Below are 19,843 nucleotides of genomic sequence, written 5' to 3' on the forward strand. Positions count from 1 at the left end.
TCCATTCATCATGACCAAGCCCATCCGCAACATTGCCATCATTGCGCACGTCGACCACGGTAAGACCACGCTGGTGGACCAACTGCTGCGTCAATCCGGAACCTTCCGCGAGAACCAGCAGGTCGGCGAACGGGTGATGGACAGCAACGACCTGGAGCGCGAGCGTGGCATCACCATCCTGGCCAAGAACTGCGCCGTCAGCTGGCGCGGGACGCACATCAACATCGTCGATACGCCTGGGCATGCCGACTTCGGTGGTGAAGTCGAGCGTGCGCTGTCGATGGTCGATGGTGTCGTGTTGCTGATCGACGCGCAGGAAGGCCCGATGCCGCAGACCCGCTTCGTCACGAAGAAAGCGCTAGCGTTGGGTCTCAAGCCCATCGTGGTCGTCAACAAGGTCGACAAGCCCGGGGCGCGTCCCGACTATGTCATCAACGCGGCCTTCGATCTGTTCGACAAACTGGGCGCAACCGAGGAACAGCTCGATTTCCCCGTGGTGTATGCCTCGGGTCTGAATGGTTGGGCTTCGCTCACCGAAGGCGAGCCCGGCACCCGCTGGGGGGAGGACATGAGCCCGCTGTTCGAGACGATCTTGCAGCATGTGCCTGTCCATCAAGGGGATCCGCAGGCGCCTTTGCAGCTGCAAATTTCTTCGCTGGACTATTCCACCTACGTGGGCCGCATCGGTGTGGGACGGATCAACTCCGGCACGCTGCGCCCCGGGATGGATGTGCTGGTGATGGAGGGGCCGGAGGGCCGGTCCTACCGAGGACGCATCAACCAAGTTCTGAAGTTCGAAGGACTCGAGCGTCGGCAGGTCGAGTCTGCGGGACCTGGCGACATCGTGCTGATCAATGGCATCGATGAGATTGGCATCGGTGTGACCGTCACGTCGATCGAGCAGCCGCGGCCACTGCCCATGCTCAAGGTCGACGAGCCGACACTGACGATGAATTTCTGCGTCAACACCTCGCCGCTGGCCGGACGCGAGGGCAAGTTCGTCACGAGTCGCCAGATTTGGGACCGGCTACAGAAGGAGCTGCAATCCAACGTGGCCCTGCGTGTGCGTGAAACCGGCGAGGATGGCGTCTTCGAAGTGTCTGGGCGAGGCGAATTGCATCTGACCATCCTGTTGGAGAACATGCGTCGTGAAGGGTACGAGCTCGCCGTCTCCAAGCCCCGTGTGGTGTTTCGCGAGATCAATGGCCAGCGTTGTGAGCCCATGGAGTTCGTCACGGCCGACGTGGAGGAGCAGCACCAAGGCGGTGTGATGCAGGCTCTGGGCTTGCGCAAAGGTGAACTGGTCAACATGGAGCCCGATGGCATGGGGCGTGTGCGTCTGGAGTACCGCATTCCCGCCCGTAGTCTCATCGGCTTCCAAAACGAATTTCTCAACCTCACCCGCGGCACCGGTCTGTTGAGCAACATCTTCGACGGCTATGAGCCTTACAAAGGCGAGATCGAGGGGCGCAAGAACGGCGTGCTGGTCAGCCAAGAGGATGGTGAGATCGTCACCTATGCGCTGGGCAAGCTCGATGACCGCGGGCGGATGTTCGTCAAGCCAGGTGATCCCGTGTATGAGGGGATGATCGTCGGCATCCACAGCCGCGAAAACGACCTCGTCGTCAACGCAGTGCGCACCAAGCAGCTCACCAACTTCCGCGCTTCGGGCAAGGATGATGCGATCAAACTCACCCCACCGATCGAGCTGACGCTGGAGTATGCGGTGGAGTTCATCGAGGACGACGAACTCGTCGAGATCACGCCCAAGTCGATTCGGCTGCGCAAGCGTTTCCTGAAGGAGCACGAGCGCAAGCGTGCACAGCGCGAGGCAGCCTGAATGGGCGCTGCCATCCACGAGGAGATCCTCGCATGACGCATGGACGCGCCATCGCTTTGATGGTGCTCGTGACGCTGATGTGGAGCATTGCTGGGGTGCTCACCCGGCATCTCGAGGCCGCACGTACCTTCGAAGTGACCTTTTGGCGCAGCTTCTTCAATGCGGCCTTCATGGCCGTGGCCCTGCTGCTGTGGAAGGGTCGAGGGCTGTGGGAAGAGCTGCGCCACGGTGCTTGGCCACTGTGGGTGTCGGGCGTGATGTGGTCGGTCATGTACACCTGCTTCATGGTGGCGCTGACGCTGACCACCGTGGCCAATGTGCTGGTGACGATGGCCCTGGGCCCCCTGATGACCGCGCTGCTGGCGCGCCTGACGCTTCGCCACCGCTTGCCTGCCCACACCTGGGGCGCCATCGTCGTGGCTGGTGCCGGGATCGCGTGGATGTATGGGCGCGAATGGGCCGTGGCCGAGCTGCGTCACCTGGTCGGCACCCTCGTGGCCCTGGGCGTGCCGCTGGCGGCGGCCATCAACTGGACGGTGATCCAGCATACCACCCAGCAACCCAACGATGCCCGGCGTCGAGACATGCTGCCAGCGGTGCTGATCGGTGCCGTGATCTCTGCGGCCGTGACACTGCCGCTGGCCTGGCCCTTTCAGGCCCGTGCCCATGACCTGGGACTGCTGGCGACGCTGGGGGTGTTCCAGTTGGCAGTGCCTTGCCTGATCGCGGTGCAACTGGCGCGTGTGCTGCCCGCGCCGGAAGTGGCATTGCTGGCCCTGCTGGAGGTGATCTTCGGCGTGGCTTGGGCTTGGCTGGGTGCCAACGAGGTGCCGTCCCCCCATGCCTTGCAGGGCGGCATGCTGGTGCTGGGGGCCCTGGTGTTCAACGAGGCCGTGGGGCTGCGTCGCACTGCCCGGGTGTCCACCGTGCCGCTTTCCGAGATTTCTCTCACACGACAAGGAGACCAACGATGGCACTGACCCTTCCCGCCCTCAGTGGTGAGGGCCTGGTTCTGGCCGAGCGCCGCGGCAGTCTGGGCCTGATCACGCTGAACCGCCCTCAATCGCTCAACGCCTTGTCCTTGTCGATGATCCGCGACCTCACCGCCTGGCTGCTGGCCTGGCGTGAGGATCCCGTGGTGCAAGCGGTGCTGGTTCGCGGCGCTACACAGGACGGCAAAGGCGTGGCATTTTGTGCCGGCGGAGACATTCGCTTCTTCCACCAGGCCGCACTGGCGGGCGATCCGCGGCTGGAGGATTTCTTCACCGAGGAGTACCGCCTCAACCACTTGATCCATGCATACCCCAAGCCTTACATCGCTTTGATGGATGGCATCGTGATGGGCGGGGGCATGGGAATCAGCCAAGGCGCGGCGCTGCGCATCGTGACCGAGCGCACGAAGATGGCCATGCCCGAGACCAACATCGGTCTCTTTCCCGATGTGGGCGGGGGGTGGTTCCTCTCGCGCTGCCCGGGGCGGGTGGGTGAGTTTCTGGCATTGACTGGCCAGGTCATCGGGGCGGGTGATGCGATCGCCTGGGGCTTGGCCGACGGATATCTGCCCAGTGTGGCCATGGACGAACTGGTCGAGGCCTTGTCCGTCGACGCCGATGCCGTGAGTTTGATGGCACTGGCCCGATCCCGCTTGCACCCAGCTCCCGAGCCGATGCTGCGGCCGCACCTCACGACCATCGATCGCTGCTTCGCTGGTGAGGACGTGCCCGCCATCTTGGCGGCGCTGGCCCAGCAGTCCGACAGCGACTGGCCGGCACAGATCGCTGCGACCTTGCGCAAGCGCTCACCCCTGATGCTGGCCGTCACGCTCGAACAGATTCGTCGCGCCCGCCGCATGACGCTGGCCGAGGACCTGCACATGGAACGCGATCTGGTGCGCCATTGCTTTCATTTGCGCCCAGGTGCAGCCAGCGAGACCGTGGAGGGCATTCGTGCGCTGGCCGTGGACAAGGACCATGCACCACGCTGGAATCCAGCGCGCATCGAGGACGTCACCCCCGAGATGGTGCAGGCCTTCTTCGTCAGCCCCTGGCCAGCCCATGCCCACCCCCTGAACGGGTTGTACTGAACGATCGCGCGACCGACGGTCGCGTGCTACGCTCAGTGTCGAATCGAAGCCCGAGCCGCAGTGCGTATGCAAGCCCCTGCCAAATACTTGCTGCTCATCGAGCAGGGTGGCGTCATGGTCGCGCGCCTGTTCGACGGTGAGCGTCGCCATGTGCTCGACTTCGACGCCGGCTCCGAGGAGGTGGCCGTCATGACCGCCGGCCTGCAGCCCCATGTCGGTGCCCAGGGCAAGGAGTGGGATGCGGCCTTGGCGGGTCACAACGAACGAGAGCGCTCGACGGCCCAGGTGTACGTGCTCGACCTTTGAGCATCCCTGGCACGGGCACGGACTCAGCCTGGCTGAGAAAATCATGCTTTTTCACTGTCTGCGCGCGTGACCCAAATCCTCAACGACTGCCATCCCTGGCGAGTGTCCGTGGCCCCCATGATGGATTGGACGGATCGGCACTGCCGCTACTTCCATCGGCTCATCACCCGGCACACTCGCCTCTACACCGAGATGGTGACCACCGGGGCCTTGCTGCATGGGGACCAGGCCCGACACCTGGACTACAACGCCGAAGAGCATCCGGTGGCGCTTCAACTGGGCGGCAGCGAGCCCGAGGACTTGGCCGCCTGCGCCCGGCTCGCGCAACGCTGGGGCTATGACGAGGTGAATCTGAACTGCGGTTGCCCCAGTGAGCGAGTGCAGCGGGGCGCCTTCGGGGCCTGTTTGATGAAGGAAGCCGGCTTGGTCGCCGACGCGGTCAAGGCCATGCGCGACGCGGTGGATTTGCCGGTGACCGTCAAACACCGCATCGGCGTGGACCGGCACGAGAGCTACGACTTCGTGCGTGACTTCGTCGGCACGGTCAGCGAAGCCGGCTGTGAGGTCTTCATCGTCCATGCCCGCAATGCCTGGTTGCAGGGGCTCAGCCCGAAAGAGAATCGCGACATCCCGCCGCTGCGCTACGAAATGGTGCATCGCCTCAAGCGCGACTTCCCCCAGTTGACCATCGTCATCAACGGCGGCTTGAAGGACGACGATGCCATGGCGCAGCAGCTTGAACATGTCGATGGGGTGATGATCGGTCGCCAGGCCTACCACAACCCCTATGCCATGGCCTGCTGGGATGCGCGCTTTGCTGGACGGGCCGAGCCGGCGCCCGAGCGACGAGCCATCGAGGCCGACATGGTGGCGTACTGCGAGCGGATGCAGATTCGACACAATGTGCCTTGGCCGCACATCGTTCGGCACATGCTGGGTCTATACAACGGCGTGCCCGGTGCGCGTCGGTGGCGGCAGGTGTGGTCCGACCACCGGCTGCGGCATCGGCCGCCCGCCGAGGTCATGGCCCTGGCCCGTCAAGCGATGGAGCAGGCAGCCGCCCGTCAAGCCGAAGGGGTGGCCATCGCGTGAGATGGGGCGGCGGCCTCAGGTGGCCGGCGCCAGCCGGCGCGCTGGCCAGGTGGCCAGCACCACGCCGGACAGGGCCAAACCGAAGGCCCAGGCATGCAAGGCGGTGAAACGCTCGCCCAAAGCCAAGACCCCGACCAAGCCCGCGCTGATGGGCAGGAAGACGGTGAAGATGCCGGCCGATGCGGCAGGAACATGGCGCAGGCCCGTCATCCAAAGCCACACGGTGATCATGCTGGCAGCCAGCGAATAGAACACCAACAAGCCCCAATGGCCGAGGGAGACTGCACCGAAATCGAACTGCCAGGCTGCCACCAGCCCAAAGGGCGTGACCAAGGCCCAGCCCCACAGATTCACCAGTGCACTGATGCGCTGGGCCGAGACATGGCCCGTAAGCTTCTTGCCGATCACCACGTACAGCGCTTCACAGCAGACCGCGGCAAACAGCAAGGCATTGCCCAACAGGGCGCGCAGTCCTCCCGTGTGCGAATCAGCGCCGCTGGCCTTGGCCACCGACAACACGACGATACCGCCTACGGCCAGCGCGATGGCGATTTGCACCCTGAGGGAGATGCGCTCACCCAGCAGCCACCACGACAGCACGGCCACCACGGCCGGGATGGAGGCCATGATCACGCCAGCAGCCAGCGCCGAGGTGAGTGACACACCGAACAGCATGCACACCGAAAACAGGAAGTTGCCGAAGAAAGACTCCCAGAACAGCAAGCGGCGGTCGGTGGCCGACAGCGGCTGCTGGCCGGGACGGCGGCACACCCAACCGGCCATGGCCACTGCGGCGATGCCAAAGCGCAGCCAAGCCAGCAGCATGACCGGGAAGACGAGCACCAGAATCTTGGACAGCGCGACATAGCTGCCGACCAAGGCCATGCTCAGGGCCAGGCTGGCGTAAGCCGCCATGGGGACGGCCGAACTCAAGTGATCGCCCTCGCGTGTGTGCCGCGCCGACCGCATGCCAGGGGCATCAGCGCACCCTCCGCAGGGCCGTGGCCACGGCCTGGACGATCTGATCGATCTGCGCTCGGTCGATGATCAGCGGCGGGGATAGCGCGATCGTATCGCCCGTGGTGCGGATCAGCACGCCTTGCTCCCAACAATCGAGGAACACATCGAACGCCCGTTTGGCCGGCTCCTCGGGACGAGGCGCCAGCTCGATGCCGCCCACCAGCCCGATGTTGCGCACATCGATCACATGTGGCAGGCCCCGCAGCGAATGCACCGCGTCGGCGAAGTAAGACTCCAGCTCGCCAGCCCGTGTGAGCAGGCCTTCTTCGGCATACGTGTCCAAGGTGCCCAAGGCCGCGGCGCAGGCCAGCGGGTGGGCCGAGTAGGTGTAGCCGTGGAAGAACTCGATCAAATGTTCGGGCCCCTGCATGAAGGCGTCATGGATCTCCTGTTTGACGAAGACCGCCCCCATCGGGACACAGCCATTGGTGATGCCTTTGGCCACCGTCATCAGATCTGGGGTGACGCCAAAGGTCTGTGCGGCAAAGGGCTGGCCCGTGCGCCCAAAGCCGGTGATGACCTCGTCGAAGATCAGCAAAATGCCATGCTTGTCGCAGATCTCGCGCAGGCGCTGCAGGTAGCCCTGCGGCGGGATCAGCACCCCGGTGGAGCCGGCCACCGGCTCGACGATCACCGCGGCAATCGTCGAGGCGTCGTGCAAGGCCACCAGGCGTTCCAAATCGTCGGCCAGCTCTGCGCCATAGGCTGGCTGACCGCGCGAAAAAGCATTGCGCGTCGGGTCATGCGTGTGGCGGAGGTGATCCACCCCGCTCAGCAAGCTGCCGAACATTTTGCGGTTGGCCACCATGCCGCCCACCGAGATGCCGCCAAAGTTCACGCCGTGATACGCCCGCTCACGACCGATCAGCCGCGTGCGCTGCCCTTCACCGCGCACACGGTGGTAGGCAATGGCCATCTTCAGCGCCGTTTCCACCGACTCCGAGCCCGAGTTCGTATAAAAGACTTTGTTCAGGCCGGGGGGAGTGAGCTGCACCAGCCGCTCGGCCAGCTCGAAGGCCTTCGGATGGCCCATCTGGAACGGCGGCGCATAGTCGAGTTCGCCGGCTTGCTGCTGAATCGCCTGGACGATCTTCGGTCGAGCATGTCCGGCGTTGACGCACCACAGCCCGGCCACCCCGTCGAGCACCTGCCGCCCCTCTGGCGTCCAGAAATACATGCCTTCGGCCCGAGCCAGCAGCCTGGGGGCTTTCTTGAATTGGCGGTTGGCCGTGAAAGGCATCCAGTAAGCATCGAGCTGGGGTTGCATGGGCGGTCTCCTCGGTGGCGCGCAGGTCCTCTAGTCTATGAAGCCCTTGGCGCAATGTGTATGCGACTCGCGGGGGCGCAAACCGGTCTGACGCAATATCATGCGGTCATCACAGTCAGTTTTCGTAGAAGATGCCTCCACCCGACGCGCCTGTGCAACTCGATGCCATCGACCGGCAGATTTTGAGGATGCTTCAGAACGATGGCCGCATGTCCAATCAAGAGCTGGCCGAACGGGTGCATCTATCGCCTTCGGCCTGCTTGCGCCGCGTGCGGCGTCTCGAAGAGGAAGGGGTGATCGCCCGCTACGTGGCGCTGCTCCACCCGCGGGCCGTGGGGCAGCCGGGAATCTCGTTCACCATCGTGAACTTGGAAAGCATCACACCGCAAACCCGCCAGGCTTTCGAAGCGGCCGTGCGGGCCGAGGCCGCCATTCTGGACTGCTATTACGTCGCCGGCAGTCACGACTATCTGGTCCGCTTCGCCTATCGCGATGCCTCGGATCTCGAATCCTTCCATGAAACCGTGTTGTCGCGACTGCCGGGCGTCGTGCGATTGAATTCCATGTTGGTGCTGCGCACGGTCAAGCACACCACCGCCTTGCAGATCTGAACCCCCTGGGCAGCATGAACGAACCTGTGAGCACCCTGTACCAGCCCAGCGGGCTGGAACATGTCTTCGTCTACGGGACCCTGCGTCGTGGCGGGGCCAATGACATCACCCGCTTGGATCCACCGGGACGCTTCGTGGGGCCGGCATCGGTCAGGGGGTGGCTGTACAGCCTAGGGCGCTACCCCGGCTTGCTGCTGGACGAGCGAGGGCCGGCAGTGGCCGGGGAGGTCTATCACCTCGATCCGAAGCTCGAGCGCGTGCTCGATGGCATCGAGGAAGTCTATCCGCAACAACGCGACGAATACCTCAAGCGGCGGGTGACGGTGGAGGTGGCCGGGCGGATGCTGGATTGCCTGGTCTATGAAATCCACCCGCGCTATGTGCAGGGCCGTGCGGTGCTGAGCCCGCCGGATTGGCTGCAGCATGCGCCTGCGGCGGGATGAGGGCGCTTGCTGCGACGCAGTGCCTGGCCCAAGATCGGCGCAGACCGTATTCCACATCGCGCAAATTGGTTTTCTCAATATGAGATGCCGCACTGCTGCAGCGCCGCATAATTTTTCATTGTGGTAAATATTTTTTTGTATTGCGAAATTAAAAACGTAAGTCTTTGATTCTCAAAGAAAAAATTTTTAGTCTTATATAAGACATAAGTCTTGGCGAGGCGGCGGCGGCTCCGTATCCTTGAGTTCATTCCAACCCCTTGTCTTTTTCAGTCAGAACGGAGCCTGCCATGAGCAACCTGACCCGCGAACAACAAGCCGCTGCCCTGGAGAAGGACTGGGCTGAGAACCCCCGTTGGAAGGGGATCAAGCGCAGCTATTCCGCCGCTGATGTGGTGCGTTTGCGCGGCTCGATCCAGATCGAGCACACGCTGGCCAAGCGCGGCGCTGAAAAGCTGTGGAACCTGGTCAACACCGAGCCCTTCGTCAACGCGCTGGGCGCCTTGACCGGCAACCAAGCCATGCAGCAAGTCAAGGCCGGCCTGAAGGCGATCTATCTGTCGGGCTGGCAAGTGGCTGGCGACGCCAACTTGGCCGGGGAGATGTACCCCGACCAGTCCTTGTACCCGGCCAACTCCGTGCCGGCCGTGGTGCGTCGCATCAACAACACCCTCTTGCGTGCCGACCAGATTCAATGGTCCGAAGGCAAGAACGACATCGACTTTTTCGCGCCCATCGTGGCCGATGCCGAAGCGGGCTTCGGCGGCGTGCTCAATGCTTTCGAACTGATGAAGGCCATGATCGATGCGGGCGCCGCCGGTGTGCACTTCGAGGACCAACTGGCCTCGGTGAAGAAGTGTGGCCACATGGGCGGCAAGGTGCTGGTGCCCACGCGCGAAGCCATTTCCAAACTGGTGGCTGCGCGTCTGGCGGCTGACGTGATGGGCACGCCCACGGTGCTGATCGCCCGTACCGATGCCGAGGCTGCCGATCTGATCACCAGCGACATCGACGACAACGACAAGCCGTTCTGCACCGGCGAGCGTACCGTCGAGGGCTTCTTCCGCACCAAGCCGGGTCTGGAGCAAGCGGTGTCCCGCGGATTGGCCTACGCGCCCTATGCCGACATGATCTGGTGCGAAACCGGCAAGCCGGACCTGGTGTACGCCAAAAAGTTCGCCGAGGCCATTCACAAACAGTTCCCGGGCAAGCTGCTGGCTTACAACTGCTCTCCCTCGTTCAACTGGAAGAAGAATCTGGACGACGCCACCATCGCCAAGTTCCAGCGCGAGCTCGGCGCCATGGGCTACAAGTTCCAGTTCATCACGCTGGCGGGCTTCCACAGCCTGAACTACTCGATGTTCGAGCTGGCGTATGGCTACGCCCGCAACCAGATGAGCGCCTTCGTCGAATTGCAGGAGAAGGAGTTCGCCGCCGCCGAGAAGGGCTTCACGGCCGTGAAGCACCAGCGCGAGGTCGGCACCGGCTACTTCGATGCCGTGACCACCACGATCGAGCGCGAGGCCTCCACCGCTGCGCTCAAGGGGTCGACCGAAGACGAGCAGTTCTTCGACCACAAGCACGGCTGAAATTCGCATCGATCGCCGGCCGACATGGCCGGTGGCTGAACAAGCTCCCGCATCCTGGTGGATGCTCTTGGCCCGCGGGCTGCTCGGCCTGCGGGCTCTTTTTTTGGTCTTGCGGTACAATCGAACACAATTCCCATTAGCAAGAGCGAGAAAGGCGCGACAGGTTATGACACCGCGAACTTCGACCGTGACTACCCCGGAGGTCTAGTCGGTCGGCCGCGGCGATCCTGAGTCTTCGTTCTTCCTGGATGAAAAGCGCGGCGCCCCCGCGCTTTTTTTGTGACTGGAGATCCCATGGTTAGTGTTCAACTTCCTGACGGTTCGCGCCGTGAGTTCCCCGCGCCGGTCTCGGTGGCCGAGGTGGCGGCCTCGATCGGTCCTGGTCTGGCCAAGGCGGCGCTGGCTGGGCGCATCGGGCGTGGTGAGCAGGCCCGCCTGGTGGACACCAGTTTCGTGATCGACGGTCAGGACGTGCCGCTGGCCATCGTGACCGACAAGGACGCCGACGGCCTGGACATCCTGCGCCACTCCACGGCCCATTTGTTGGCCTATGCCGTCAAGGAGCTGTTCCCTGACGCCCAAGTCACCATCGGCCCGACGATCGAGAATGGCTTTTATTACGACTTCGCCTACAAGCGTCCCTTCACGCCCGAGGACTTGGAAGCCATCGAGCGGAAGATGGCCGAGTTGGCCAAGAAGAACGAGCCAGTGCTGCGCAAGGTCGTGCCGCGCGATGAGGCGGTGGCTTATTTCAAGAGCCTGGGCGAGCACTACAAGGCGCAGATCATCGAAAGCATTCCGCCTGGTGAGGAGGTGTCGCTCTACAGCGAGGGCAATTTCACCGACTTGTGTCGCGGGCCGCACGTGCCCAGCACTGGCAAGCTCAAGTATTTCAAGTTGACGAAAGTGGCGGGCGCCTATTGGCGGGGCGATCACCGCAATGAGCAGCTGCAGCGCATCTACGGGACCGCTTGGGCCACGAAAGAGGAGCTCGATCAGTATCTGCGCATGCTCGAGGAGGCTGAAAAGCGCGACCATCGCCGACTTGGCCGCGAACTCGACCTGTTCCACCTGGACGAACATGCGCCTGGGCTGGTGTTCTGGCATCCCAAAGGCTGGGCCTTGTGGCAGCAGGTCGAGCAGTACATGCGAGCGGTGTACCGTGACAACGGCTACCAGGAAGTCAAGGGCCCGCAGATCCTGGACCGCACGCTCTGGGAGAAAACCGGTCACTGGGACAAGTACCGGGACAATATGTTCACGACCGAGAGTGAAAAGCGGGACTACGCGCTCAAGCCCATGAACTGTCCGGGCCACCTGCTGATCTTCAAGCAGGGTATCAAGAGCTATCGGGATTTGCCGCTGCGCTACGGAGAATTCGGTCAGTGCCATCGCAACGAGCCCTCCGGTGGCCTGCACGGGATCATGCGGGTGCGTGGATTCACGCAAGACGACGGCCACATCTTCTGCACCGAGGATCAAATCCTCGATGAATGCGTGGCCTATACGGCCTTGCTGCAAAAGGTCTACAAAGACTTCGGCTTCGAGCACATCATCTACAAAGTGGCCACGCGCCCCGAGGCGCGTATCGGCTCGGACGAGTCTTGGGACAAGGCCGAGCATGCGCTGATGGAAAGCCTGCGCCGCTCCGGCTGCGACTTCGAGATCGCTGAGGGCGACGGAGCGTTCTACGGCCCGAAAATCGAATACACGCTCAAGGATGCGCTGGGGCGGCAGTGGCAGTGCGGCACGATTCAGGTGGACTTTTCGATGCCGCAGCGCTTGGAAGCCGAGTACGTGGCCGAGGATGGCTCGCGTCGCACGCCCGTGATGCTGCACCGGGCCATCGTGGGCAGCCTGGAGCGCTTCATCGGCATCTTGATCGAGCAGCACGCCGGGGCGCTGCCGGTGTGGTTGGCCCCGGTGCAGGTGGTGGTGGCCAACATCACCGATGCCCAGGCCGACTATGCCCGGGAAGTGGCCAAAACGCTGCAAAAACAAGGACTTAGAATCGCAACCGATTTGCGTAACGAAAAGATCACGTATAAAATCCGGGAGCATTCTTTGCAGAAGGTTCCGTACATCCTCGTCGTGGGCGACAAGGAGAAAGCGTCCGGAGCCGTTGCGGTGCGCGCCCGAGGCAATCAGGATCTCGGTGTGATGGTCCTCGATGCCTTCATTCAGAAGATCACGAGCGACATTGCCCAGAAGCTGTGACGCTTGGAGCGGGCTTGTGCCTGCTCCCTGCGGCCGCCGGGTGCGTGTGTGTTTGTCATTGGGGCCTGGCCCCTGGAGATTCGAGCCATCGCTACTTATCTTGACCGTCGCATCCCGAATGCGGAGCGCAAGCATCGCCTGAACCGTGAGATCACCGCGCCAGAGGTGCGCCTCAACGGGCCCAACAACGAGCCGCTGGGCATCGTGAGCCTCGCCGAGGCTTTGCGCATGGCCGCCGAAGCTGATGTCGATCTGGTCGAGATCGCGGCCACGGCCAATCCGCCTGTGTGCCGCTTGATGGATTACGGCAAGTTCAAGTACCAGGAGCAGAAGAAGGCGCACGAGGCCAAGCAGAAGCAGCACGTCATCGACATCAAGGAAGTCAAGTTCCGCCCTGGGACCGACGAGGGTGACTATCAAATCAAGTTGCGCAACCTGCGTCGATTCCTCGAAGATGGTGACAAGGGCAAGGTGACGCTGCGGTTCCGTGGTCGCGAAATCACACACCAAGAGATCGGGATGCGCCTGCTCGAGCGCGTGCGCGACGATCTGGCCGATGTGAGCGTGGTGGAGAACATGCCCAAGTTGGAGGGGCGCCAGATGGTCATGATCCTGGCGCCGAAGAAGAAAAAGTGATCACCTTCGGGTGATCGGCAGCCCGGCGGCGGTGGGTCGCCACGCCGGGGCAGTGGCCCGGGGCCGACAAGTCCGCGAAAGGTTCGCGGCGCCTCACGGGCACCCAGTAGAAGGAGCAGTCATGCCCAAAATGAAGACCAAGAAGAGCGCGGCCAAGCGGTTTCGCGTTCGTCCCGGTGGCACCGTCAAGCGTGGTCAGGCGTTCAAGCGCCACATCCTCACCAAGAAGTCGACCACTCGCAAGCGCCAACTGCGCGGTGCGGTCAATGTGCACGACAGCAACATGGGTCACATCGCTCGGATGATGCCCTTTGCGGGTCTGTGATCGTTTGGGTTGAAGGAGAAAGCACATGCCTCGCGTCAAACGTGGTGTCACCGCACGCGCCCGTCACAAGAAAGTTCTGGCTCTGGCCAAAGGCTTCCGGGGTCGCCGCAAGAATGTTTTCCGCGTCGCCAAGCAGGCGGTGATGAAGGCTGGGCAATATGCCTACCGTGACCGTCGTGCCAAGAAGCGTGAATTCCGTCAGCTCTGGATTGCCCGTATCAATGCAGCGGTGCGTGAGCGTGGTCTGACTTACAGCAAGTTCATGAACGGCATCAAGAAGGCGGCCATCGAGATCGACCGCAAGGTGTTGGCCGATTTGGCCGTGCACGATCCGGCGGCTTTTGGCAGCATCGTCGACAAGGTGAAGGCTCAACTCGCTGCTTGATTGCCATGATGGGCCCGCCAGTCGGCGGGTCCGACATTGCAGCTTCCCGGCTTCCCGGCCGGGCAGCCGGAAAGGCCGACACCGGGTTCGGCCTTTTTTTATTGCCGCAGGGTTTGCCTGGCGAGCCCCGCACCGCAACCTGACGTCATCCACGCATGAACGAGCTCGAACAACTGGTCCACAGCGCCCGTGCGGATTTCGACGCGGCCACGACCCCCGCCGACCTGGAAAATGCCAAGGCCCGTTACCTGGGCAAGTCCGGCCGCCTGACGGACTTGCTCAAGGGCTTGGCCGCCTTGCCGCCCGAGGAGAAGAAAACCCGTGGTGCGGCCATCAACGAGGCCAAGCAGCAAGTCGAAGCCTTGCTCAATGCGCGGCGGCAGGCCTTGGCCGATGCCGAGCTGGAGCGTCAGTTGCGCGCCGAGGCGCTGGACGTGAGCCTGCCGGGACGTCGGCGCGGTGTGGCCGGCTTGCATCCCGTGACCCGGGCCATGGAGCGTATCGAGGCCATCTTCGGTTCCATGGGGTTCGAGGTGGCCGATGGACCGGAGATCGAATCGGACTGGTTCAACTTCACGGCGCTGAACACGCCGCAGGACCATCCGGCCCGCTCGATGCACGACACGTTCTATGTCGAAGGGGGGCATTTGCTGCGCACCCACACCAGCCCGATGCAAATCCGGCATGCGGTGCAGCATGTCAAGCGCCATGAGGCGCGGCTTGCGTCGGGGCTTCCGATGCCGGATATCCGTGTCATTGCGCCAGGGCGAACGTATCGCGTGGACAGCGATGCAACCCATTCGCCGATGTTTCACCAGGTCGAGGGTCTGTGGGTTGGCCAAAACGTGAGCTTCAAGGACCTGAAGGCGGTTTACGTCAACTTCTTGCAGGAGTTCTTCGAGACCACGGACATCCGCATTCGGTTCAGGCCCAGTTACTTTCCGTTCACCGAGCCCAGTGCCGAGATTGACATGATGTTCGGCAGCGGGCCTTTGAAAGGCCGCTGGTTGGAGGTGTCCGGGTCGGGGCAGGTGCATCCGCAAGTGATTCGCAACATGGGTCTGGATCCCGAGCGCTACATCGGCTTTGCCTTCGGCTCGGGCATCGACCGTTTGGCCATGTTGCGCTACGGCGTGAACGACCTGCGCCTGTTCTTCGAGGGCGATCTGCGCTTTCTGTCGCAGTTTCGCTGATCTGTCCCCCCTAAGACTCTGTCTGCAAGGAAGACGACGTGCAATTTCCCGAGTCCTGGTTGCGCGAGTTCTGTGACCCGCCGCTGAGCACCGAAGCCCTGGCCGAACTGCTGACGATGGCCGGTCTGGAAGTGGAGGAGCTGCGTCCCGTGGCCCCGCCGTTTTCATCGGTGGTCGTGGCCCGAGTGCTGGAGGTGGAGCGGCACCCCAACGCCGATCGACTGAATGTGTGCCGCGTCGATGCCGGCACGGGGCAAACACTGCAAATCGTGTGCGGTGCGCCCAATGTGCGCGCGGGGCTGAAGGTGCCCTGTGCGCTGGTGGGGGCGCAGCTGCCGCCGGCGCAAGACGGGGGCGAACCCGTGCGCATCAAACTTGGCCAACTCCGAGGAGTGGAAAGCCAGGGCATGCTGTGCTCGGCGCGCGAACTCAAGCTCTCCGACGATCACGAGGGCTTGCTGGTGCTGGATGAGGACGCACCGGTGGGGCGCGACCTGCGCGAGGTGTTGTCGCTGGACGACACGCTGTTCACGCTCAAGCTCACGCCCAACCTGGCGCATTGTCTGAGTGTTTATGGCATTGCACGGGAGGTGTCGGCGCTGACCGGTGCGCCGTTGAAACAACCGGTTTTCCCGCCGGTGAGTGTGAGTCATGCCGACAGGCTGCCGGTGCGCATCGAGGCACCAGACTTGTGCGGGCGGTTTTCCGGGCGCATCATCCGGCACGTGAATCCGCGGGCAGCCACGCCGGCCTGGATGGTGCAGCGTTTGGCGCGTTGTGGCCAGCGTTCGGTCAATGCGTTGGTGGACATCTCGAACTATGTGATGTTCGAGTATGGCCAGCCCACTCACATTTTCGACCTCGACAAGATCCATGGGGGGCTGACGGTGCGCTGGGGGCGCCCGGGCGAGCGCCTGGAGCTGCTCAACGGTGAGACCATCGAGCTCGACGGGCAAGTCGGCGTGATCGCCGACGATGAGGCCGTCGAATCGCTGGCCGGCATCATGGGTGGGGAGCGCACGTCGACGTCCGATCACACCCGCAACATTTATGTGGAGGCGGCGTTTTGGTGGCCCAAGGCCGTGGCCGGCCGTTCGCGCCGCTACAACTTCTCGACCGACGCGGGGCATCGCTTCGAGCGCGGCGTCGATCCGGCGCGGACGGTGGACGTCATCGAGCGCATTTCGCAGCTGGTGCTGGACATCTGTGGTGGCCAAGCCGGACCGATCGATGACCAAGTGCTGCGTCTGCCTGAGCGTGCGCCCGTCAAGTTGCGAGTGGAGCGGGCCAGCAGAGTCATCGGCATGCCGGTCACGCAAGAGGACTGCGTCGGCGTGTTCCGCCGTCTGGGCCTGCAAGTTGCGCAGGAGCCGGGGTGTCTGACCGTGCAGCCGCCCAGTTGGCGCTTCGATCTGCAAATCGAGGAAGACCTGATCGAGGAAGTGATCCGTGTGCTGGGCTACGACCGGCTGCCGGATACCCCACCGCTGGCGCCCACGGTGGCCAAGGTGCGCTCGGAGTCGCGCCGTAGCCTGCATGCCGTGCGTCATGCCCTGGCGGCATTGGACTATCAGGAAACGTTGAACTTTAGCTTCGTCGAGCCTCAGTGGGAACGCGATTTCGCTGGCAATGAGCGTCCGATCCAGTTGCTCAATCCCATTGCAGCGCCCTTGAGCGTGATGCGATCCAGCCTGATCGGCAGCTTGGTGCAGGTGCTGCGGTTCAACTTGGCGCGCAAGGCCTCCAGGGTGCGTGTGTTCGAGGCGGGCAAGGTGTTCTTGCGCGATGCATCGGTGGTCGACTCGGACACGACGGTGGCCGGGCTGCGTCAACCGTTGTATGTGAGCGGGCTGGCTTATGGCCCGGTGGATGAGCTGCAGTGGGGACGCGAGGATCGCGTGGTCGATTTCTTTGACGTCAAAGGCGATGTCGAGACCTTGTTGGCACCGCTGCAAGCTCGGTTCGAACCTGGGGAGCATCCTGCGCTGCATCCGGGGCGTTGTGCTCGCGTGGTGGTCGATGGCCGTGTGGTGGGACATGTGGGCGAGTTGCACCCGCGCTGGCGCCAGCGCTATGAACTGCCGCTCGCCCCGGTGGTGTTCGAGCTCGACGCCGAGGCGTTGTTGCAGCGTCCGCTGCCGGTGTACCGGCCGATTTCGCGCCAGCAACCGGTGTGGCGCGACATTGCCGTCATCGTGCGCGAAGGCGTGACGCATGATGCATTGCTGCAAGCCATCATGCAGGCGCCCACCGACGGGCTGGTGCGCCAGGCCGTGCTCTTCGATGTATACCGTCCCAAAACGCCGACGCCGGAGATTGGCCCCGGGCAGCGCAGTCTGGCGTTGCGATTGGAGTTGTTGGATGACCGAGGAGGTCTTACCGATGAGCGCATCGATGCCGCCGTGCGAGCCGTGGTCGATACGCTGAGCCAGCGTTTTGGAGCGAGGTTGCGGGCCTGAGCGCAGGCCGTCAGATGCCGGGCCGGCTCGGTGCTGCCCCTGCTGGCGTGGTTGGATGGATGGAGTATGAGATGGACCGAGTGATCCTCCCGGTGATCGAGACGCCGACCTTGACCAAGGCGGAATTGGCTGATCTGCTGTTCGAGCGTTTGGGGCTGAACAAGCGTGAGTCCAAGGACATGGTGGAGGCCTTCTTCGAGATCATCCATGACAGCCTGAGCCGCGGCGAGGATGTGAAACTCTCGGGTTTCGGCAATTTCCAGATCCGGCGCAAGGCCCCGCGCCCCGGGCGCAATCCGCGCACCGGGGAGTCCATCCCGATCAAAGCGCGCAATGTGGTCACATTTCACGCCAGCCACAAGCTCAAGGCCCTGGTGCAAGGGCAAACCCCATTGGCGGAAGACTTCGAGTAAAGTCTGAACTCTTCGGTACGATCTCATTGATTTTCAATGGAGAAGGCGCTCCCAGCCATTCCTGCCAAGCGCTACTTCACCATCGGTGAGGTCAGTGAACTGTGCGGCGTCAAACCCTATGTGCTGCGGTATTGGGAGCAGGAGTTCACGCAGCTCAAGCCGATGAAGCGGCGCGGCAATCGGCGCTATTACCAGCACCACGAGGTGTTGCTCATTCGCCGCATCCGAGAACTGCTCTACGAACACGGTTTCACGATCAGCGGGGCGCGCAATCGGCTCGCGGAGATGGGCTTGGCCGGCCGTGGCATGGAGGCGGCTCTCGACGCCGAGGGCTCGGACCGCCGTGCGGTGGGGGCGGCGGCCCCGGATTCGGCCACGGACCCGGGAGCCAAGGGCAGTTCAGCCCAGGACGCGGCCCCGTCTGTCGCGCCCCGCTCGATCTATGGCTTGCAGCAGCTGCGCGAAGAATTGCTGTCCATCCGGGCCATCCTGGCACAAGAGTGAAATTTGTGCCTATAATTCAAGGCTTCGTCGGGGTGTAGCGCAGCCTGGTAGCGCACTTGCATGGGGTGCAAGGGGTCGCGAGTTCGAATCCCGCCACCCCGACCATCGAATGCGAAAGCCCGGTGCCGACAAGGCGCCGGGCTTTTTGCTTGAGGGCTCGGGGAGGCAGTGTCGCGTGCGGCCATCGGGCCTTGCCTACCTTGGCCAGCCAGTCCCAACCGCGCGAGGGGGCAGGGCGTATGGGCGCACGGGCGTATGGGTGTCTGGAGCGGCCTTGCCGGGCGGCATCCCGGCAATGAGGGGCCCCGAGTCTCGACGAGAGGGGCGCTCTGATTTTCGATATAATCTTGCGCTTTCGTTCCTTGCCGCACTCGTGGGCAGGCTCCTATGGAGCCTGCCTTGACGCCCGGGGCGGCTTACCCACCCATCTCGATGGGAATCCACAAGGAGTGTCAATGCGTCACTATGAAATCGTCCTATTGATCCATCCGGATCAAAGCGAGCAGGTCGGCGCCATGCTCGAGCGCTACAAGGGCATGGTCACCTCCGCAGGTGGCAAGGTCCACCGTGTCGAGGATTGGGGCCGTCGCCAGTTGGCCTACATGATCCAGAAGCTCGCCAAGGCCCACTATGTGTGCTTGAACATCGAGTGCAGCAAAGAAACCTTGGCCGAGCTGGAGACGGCGTTCCGCTTCAATGACGCCGTGCTGCGGCATTTGACGGTGCAAAAGCGCAAGGCCGAGACCGCGCCGTCGGTCATGATGAAGGCCGTCGAGAAGGAAGAGGCCCGCAAGTCGCAACAGGAGGCGGCTGCCTGAATGAGGTGCTGCCGCGTGCCGTCGGTTGCCGAGCATGAACCAGGTGATGCTGGAAGCTCGGGTGACTGAGCGAGGTGCGCTGCGCTATACCCCGGCCGGACTTCCTGCGCTCGACTTGCTGCTGTCGCACGAGTCCACGTTGATGGAAGCCGCCATCCCGCGCAAAGTCCGCATGGACCTCAAAGCGGTGGTGATCGGGGCTTTGGCGGAGCAGTTGAGCCGCGTCGAGATGGGCAGTGTCCATCGCTTCGCTGGATTTCTGGCCTCTCAGCGCAATGGCCGCGGCGTGGTGTTGCACATCACTGGCCTGCTTTAGTGCATCGTTAATCTTCGGATAGATCAATTAGGAAAGTTCCATCATGGCTGCGCCCCGTAGCAAGCTCTCAAAGGATCGCAAGTCCAAGCGCAATCAGCAGTCGCTGCTGTTCAAGCGCAAGCGTTTCTGCCGCTTTACCGTCGCTGGCGTCGAGGAGATCGATTACAAGGATGTCGATACCTTGCGCGATTTCATTGGTGAGAACGGCAAGATCACGCCCGCCCGTCTGACTGGCACGCGCGCCATTTATCAGCGTCAGCTCTCGACGGCCATCAAGCGCGCCCGTTTCCTGGCTTTGCTGCCGTATACCGATCAGCACAAGGTTTGAG

The 19,843-nt window shown here is 63.0% G+C and carries 21 protein-coding genes and 1 tRNA gene; 20 read left to right on the plus strand and 2 right to left on the minus strand.

Annotated elements, in window-relative coordinates; translation table 11 throughout:
- Positions 1 to 10 precede the first annotated feature (10 nt).
- The 5 genes from typA to dusA all read left to right on the plus strand — a co-directional run bounded on the left by typA (position 11) and on the right by dusA (position 5,321).
- Positions 11 to 1,840 (plus strand): translational GTPase TypA, encoded by a 1,830-nt coding sequence (gene typA / locus F615_RS0101735; protein ID WP_019559448.1) that lies wholly within the window; start codon positions 11 to 13, stop codon positions 1,838 to 1,840.
- Between the two features lie 32 nt (positions 1,841 to 1,872).
- Positions 1,873 to 2,820 carry a DMT family transporter gene (locus tag F615_RS17545; protein ID WP_019559449.1) on the plus strand — a complete coding sequence of 316 codons (948 nt, stop codon included), beginning with the start codon at positions 1,873 to 1,875 and terminating at the stop codon, positions 2,818 to 2,820.
- Entirely contained in the window at positions 2,811 to 3,923 is a 1,113-nt protein-coding gene (locus F615_RS0101745; RefSeq protein ID WP_019559450.1) for an enoyl-CoA hydratase/isomerase family protein, read from the plus strand. The genes F615_RS17545 and F615_RS0101745 overlap by 10 nt, the downstream gene beginning before the upstream one ends.
- 66 nt (positions 3,924 to 3,989) lie before the next feature.
- Positions 3,990 to 4,229: a hypothetical protein gene (locus tag F615_RS0101750; RefSeq protein ID WP_019559451.1), complete on the plus strand. Its 240-nt coding sequence runs from the start codon at positions 3,990 to 3,992 to the stop codon at positions 4,227 to 4,229.
- A gap of 117 nt (positions 4,230 to 4,346) precedes the next feature.
- The gene (gene dusA / locus F615_RS17550) at positions 4,347 to 5,321 is read left to right on the plus strand and encodes a tRNA dihydrouridine(20/20a) synthase DusA (RefSeq protein WP_051090164.1); all 975 of its coding nucleotides are present in this window, start codon (positions 4,347 to 4,349) and stop codon (positions 5,319 to 5,321) included.
- 15 nt (positions 5,322 to 5,336) lie between these two features.
- On the opposite strand, the gene F615_RS0101760 is transcribed toward dusA, so the two are convergent.
- On the minus strand, positions 5,337 to 6,236 hold the full coding sequence (locus F615_RS0101760; RefSeq protein ID WP_019559453.1) for a DMT family transporter: 900 nt from the start codon (positions 6,234 to 6,236) through the stop codon (positions 5,337 to 5,339).
- Positions 6,237 to 6,300: 64 nt separating this feature from the next.
- A complete protein-coding gene (aptA, locus tag F615_RS0101765; RefSeq protein WP_019559454.1) occupies positions 6,301 to 7,608 on the minus strand; it encodes an omega-aminotransferase AptA in 1,308 nt (435 codons plus the stop codon).
- Between the two features lie 131 nt (positions 7,609 to 7,739).
- Between aptA and F615_RS0101770 the strand changes: the two genes are divergently transcribed.
- The 15 genes from F615_RS0101770 to rpsR all read left to right on the plus strand — a co-directional run bounded on the left by F615_RS0101770 (position 7,740) and on the right by rpsR (position 19,842).
- On the plus strand, positions 7,740 to 8,219 hold the full coding sequence (locus F615_RS0101770) for an Lrp/AsnC family transcriptional regulator (RefSeq protein ID WP_019559455.1): 480 nt from the start codon (positions 7,740 to 7,742) through the stop codon (positions 8,217 to 8,219).
- A 14-nt stretch (positions 8,220 to 8,233) separates the two neighbouring features.
- Positions 8,234 to 8,662: a gamma-glutamylcyclotransferase family protein gene (locus F615_RS0101775; RefSeq protein WP_026329941.1), complete on the plus strand. Its 429-nt coding sequence runs from the start codon at positions 8,234 to 8,236 to the stop codon at positions 8,660 to 8,662.
- A 296-nt stretch (positions 8,663 to 8,958) separates the two neighbouring features.
- Positions 8,959 to 10,248, plus strand: a complete 1,290-nt coding sequence (aceA, locus tag F615_RS0101780) for an isocitrate lyase (RefSeq protein ID WP_026329942.1) — start codon at positions 8,959 to 8,961, stop codon at positions 10,246 to 10,248.
- A gap of 294 nt (positions 10,249 to 10,542) precedes the next feature.
- On the plus strand, positions 10,543 to 12,465 hold the full coding sequence (gene thrS / locus F615_RS0101785) for a threonine--tRNA ligase (protein ID WP_026329943.1): 1,923 nt from the start codon (positions 10,543 to 10,545) through the stop codon (positions 12,463 to 12,465).
- A 78-nt stretch (positions 12,466 to 12,543) separates the two neighbouring features.
- Entirely contained in the window at positions 12,544 to 13,101 is a 558-nt protein-coding gene (gene infC / locus F615_RS0101790; protein ID WP_083932366.1) for a translation initiation factor IF-3, read from the plus strand.
- Between the two features lie 121 nt (positions 13,102 to 13,222).
- Positions 13,223 to 13,426 (plus strand): 50S ribosomal protein L35, encoded by a 204-nt coding sequence (rpmI, locus tag F615_RS0101795; protein WP_019559460.1) that lies wholly within the window; start codon positions 13,223 to 13,225, stop codon positions 13,424 to 13,426.
- Positions 13,427 to 13,451: 25 nt separating this feature from the next.
- The gene (gene rplT, locus F615_RS0101800; RefSeq protein ID WP_019559461.1) at positions 13,452 to 13,811 is read left to right on the plus strand and encodes a 50S ribosomal protein L20; all 360 of its coding nucleotides are present in this window, start codon (positions 13,452 to 13,454) and stop codon (positions 13,809 to 13,811) included.
- A 155-nt stretch (positions 13,812 to 13,966) separates the two neighbouring features.
- Positions 13,967 to 15,004, plus strand: coding sequence for a phenylalanine--tRNA ligase subunit alpha (gene pheS, locus F615_RS0101805; RefSeq protein ID WP_019559462.1), 1,038 nt, complete (start codon positions 13,967 to 13,969; stop codon positions 15,002 to 15,004).
- A 38-nt stretch (positions 15,005 to 15,042) separates the two neighbouring features.
- Positions 15,043 to 17,463, plus strand: a complete 2,421-nt coding sequence (pheT, locus tag F615_RS0101810) for a phenylalanine--tRNA ligase subunit beta (protein WP_019559463.1) — start codon at positions 15,043 to 15,045, stop codon at positions 17,461 to 17,463.
- Positions 17,464 to 17,534: 71 nt separating this feature from the next.
- Positions 17,535 to 17,876 carry an integration host factor subunit alpha gene (locus F615_RS0101815; protein WP_019559464.1) on the plus strand — a complete coding sequence of 114 codons (342 nt, stop codon included), beginning with the start codon at positions 17,535 to 17,537 and terminating at the stop codon, positions 17,874 to 17,876.
- A 36-nt stretch (positions 17,877 to 17,912) separates the two neighbouring features.
- Positions 17,913 to 18,380 carry a MerR family transcriptional regulator gene (locus F615_RS0101820; protein WP_019559465.1) on the plus strand — a complete coding sequence of 156 codons (468 nt, stop codon included), beginning with the start codon at positions 17,913 to 17,915 and terminating at the stop codon, positions 18,378 to 18,380.
- A gap of 28 nt (positions 18,381 to 18,408) precedes the next feature.
- Positions 18,409 to 18,485: transfer RNA gene (locus tag F615_RS0101825), tRNA-Pro, on the plus strand.
- A gap of 350 nt (positions 18,486 to 18,835) precedes the next feature.
- On the plus strand, positions 18,836 to 19,198 hold the full coding sequence (gene rpsF / locus F615_RS0101830) for a 30S ribosomal protein S6 (RefSeq protein WP_019559466.1): 363 nt from the start codon (positions 18,836 to 18,838) through the stop codon (positions 19,196 to 19,198).
- Positions 19,199 to 19,232: 34 nt separating this feature from the next.
- Entirely contained in the window at positions 19,233 to 19,514 is a 282-nt protein-coding gene (gene priB, locus F615_RS0101835) for a primosomal replication protein N (protein ID WP_019559467.1), read from the plus strand.
- 43 nt (positions 19,515 to 19,557) lie between these two features.
- Complete coding sequence (gene rpsR, locus F615_RS0101840) at positions 19,558 to 19,842, plus strand: 30S ribosomal protein S18 (RefSeq protein ID WP_019559468.1); 285 nt, start codon at positions 19,558 to 19,560, stop codon at positions 19,840 to 19,842.
- Position 19,843: the final 1 nt, after the last annotated feature.

The organism is Caldimonas manganoxidans ATCC BAA-369 (assembly GCF_000381125.1).
Taxonomy (GTDB): Bacteria; Pseudomonadota; Gammaproteobacteria; order Burkholderiales; family Burkholderiaceae_C; genus Caldimonas; species Caldimonas manganoxidans.

Coding starts and splice junctions, on each gene's coding strand:
- F615_RS0101820 (WP_019559465.1), top strand. CDS start 17,913: ATGGAGAAGGCGCTCCCAGCCATTCCTGCCAAGCGCTACTTCACCATC.
- F615_RS0101775 (WP_026329941.1), top strand. CDS start 8,234: ATGAACGAACCTGTGAGCACCCTGTACCAGCCCAGCGGGCTGGAACAT.
- priB (WP_019559467.1), top strand. CDS start 19,233: ATGAACCAGGTGATGCTGGAAGCTCGGGTGACTGAGCGAGGTGCGCTG.
- F615_RS0101750 (WP_019559451.1), top strand. CDS start 3,990: ATGCAAGCCCCTGCCAAATACTTGCTGCTCATCGAGCAGGGTGGCGTC.
- rpmI (WP_019559460.1), top strand. CDS start 13,223: ATGCCCAAAATGAAGACCAAGAAGAGCGCGGCCAAGCGGTTTCGCGTT.
- typA (WP_019559448.1), top strand. CDS start 11: ATGACCAAGCCCATCCGCAACATTGCCATCATTGCGCACGTCGACCAC.
- rpsR (WP_019559468.1), top strand. CDS start 19,558: ATGGCTGCGCCCCGTAGCAAGCTCTCAAAGGATCGCAAGTCCAAGCGC.
- rplT (WP_019559461.1), top strand. CDS start 13,452: ATGCCTCGCGTCAAACGTGGTGTCACCGCACGCGCCCGTCACAAGAAA.
- pheS (WP_019559462.1), top strand. CDS start 13,967: ATGAACGAGCTCGAACAACTGGTCCACAGCGCCCGTGCGGATTTCGAC.
- F615_RS0101815 (WP_019559464.1), top strand. CDS start 17,535: ATGGACCGAGTGATCCTCCCGGTGATCGAGACGCCGACCTTGACCAAG.
- F615_RS0101745 (WP_019559450.1), top strand. CDS start 2,811: ATGGCACTGACCCTTCCCGCCCTCAGTGGTGAGGGCCTGGTTCTGGCC.
- dusA (WP_051090164.1), top strand. CDS start 4,347: ATGATGGATTGGACGGATCGGCACTGCCGCTACTTCCATCGGCTCATC.
- F615_RS0101770 (WP_019559455.1), top strand. CDS start 7,740: ATGCCTCCACCCGACGCGCCTGTGCAACTCGATGCCATCGACCGGCAG.
- thrS (WP_026329943.1), top strand. CDS start 10,543: ATGGTTAGTGTTCAACTTCCTGACGGTTCGCGCCGTGAGTTCCCCGCG.
- rpsF (WP_019559466.1), top strand. CDS start 18,836: ATGCGTCACTATGAAATCGTCCTATTGATCCATCCGGATCAAAGCGAG.
- aptA (WP_019559454.1), bottom strand. CDS start 7,608: ATGCAACCCCAGCTCGATGCTTACTGGATGCCTTTCACGGCCAACCGC.
- F615_RS0101760 (WP_019559453.1), bottom strand. CDS start 6,236: ATGGCGGCTTACGCCAGCCTGGCCCTGAGCATGGCCTTGGTCGGCAGC.
- F615_RS17545 (WP_019559449.1), top strand. CDS start 1,873: ATGACGCATGGACGCGCCATCGCTTTGATGGTGCTCGTGACGCTGATG.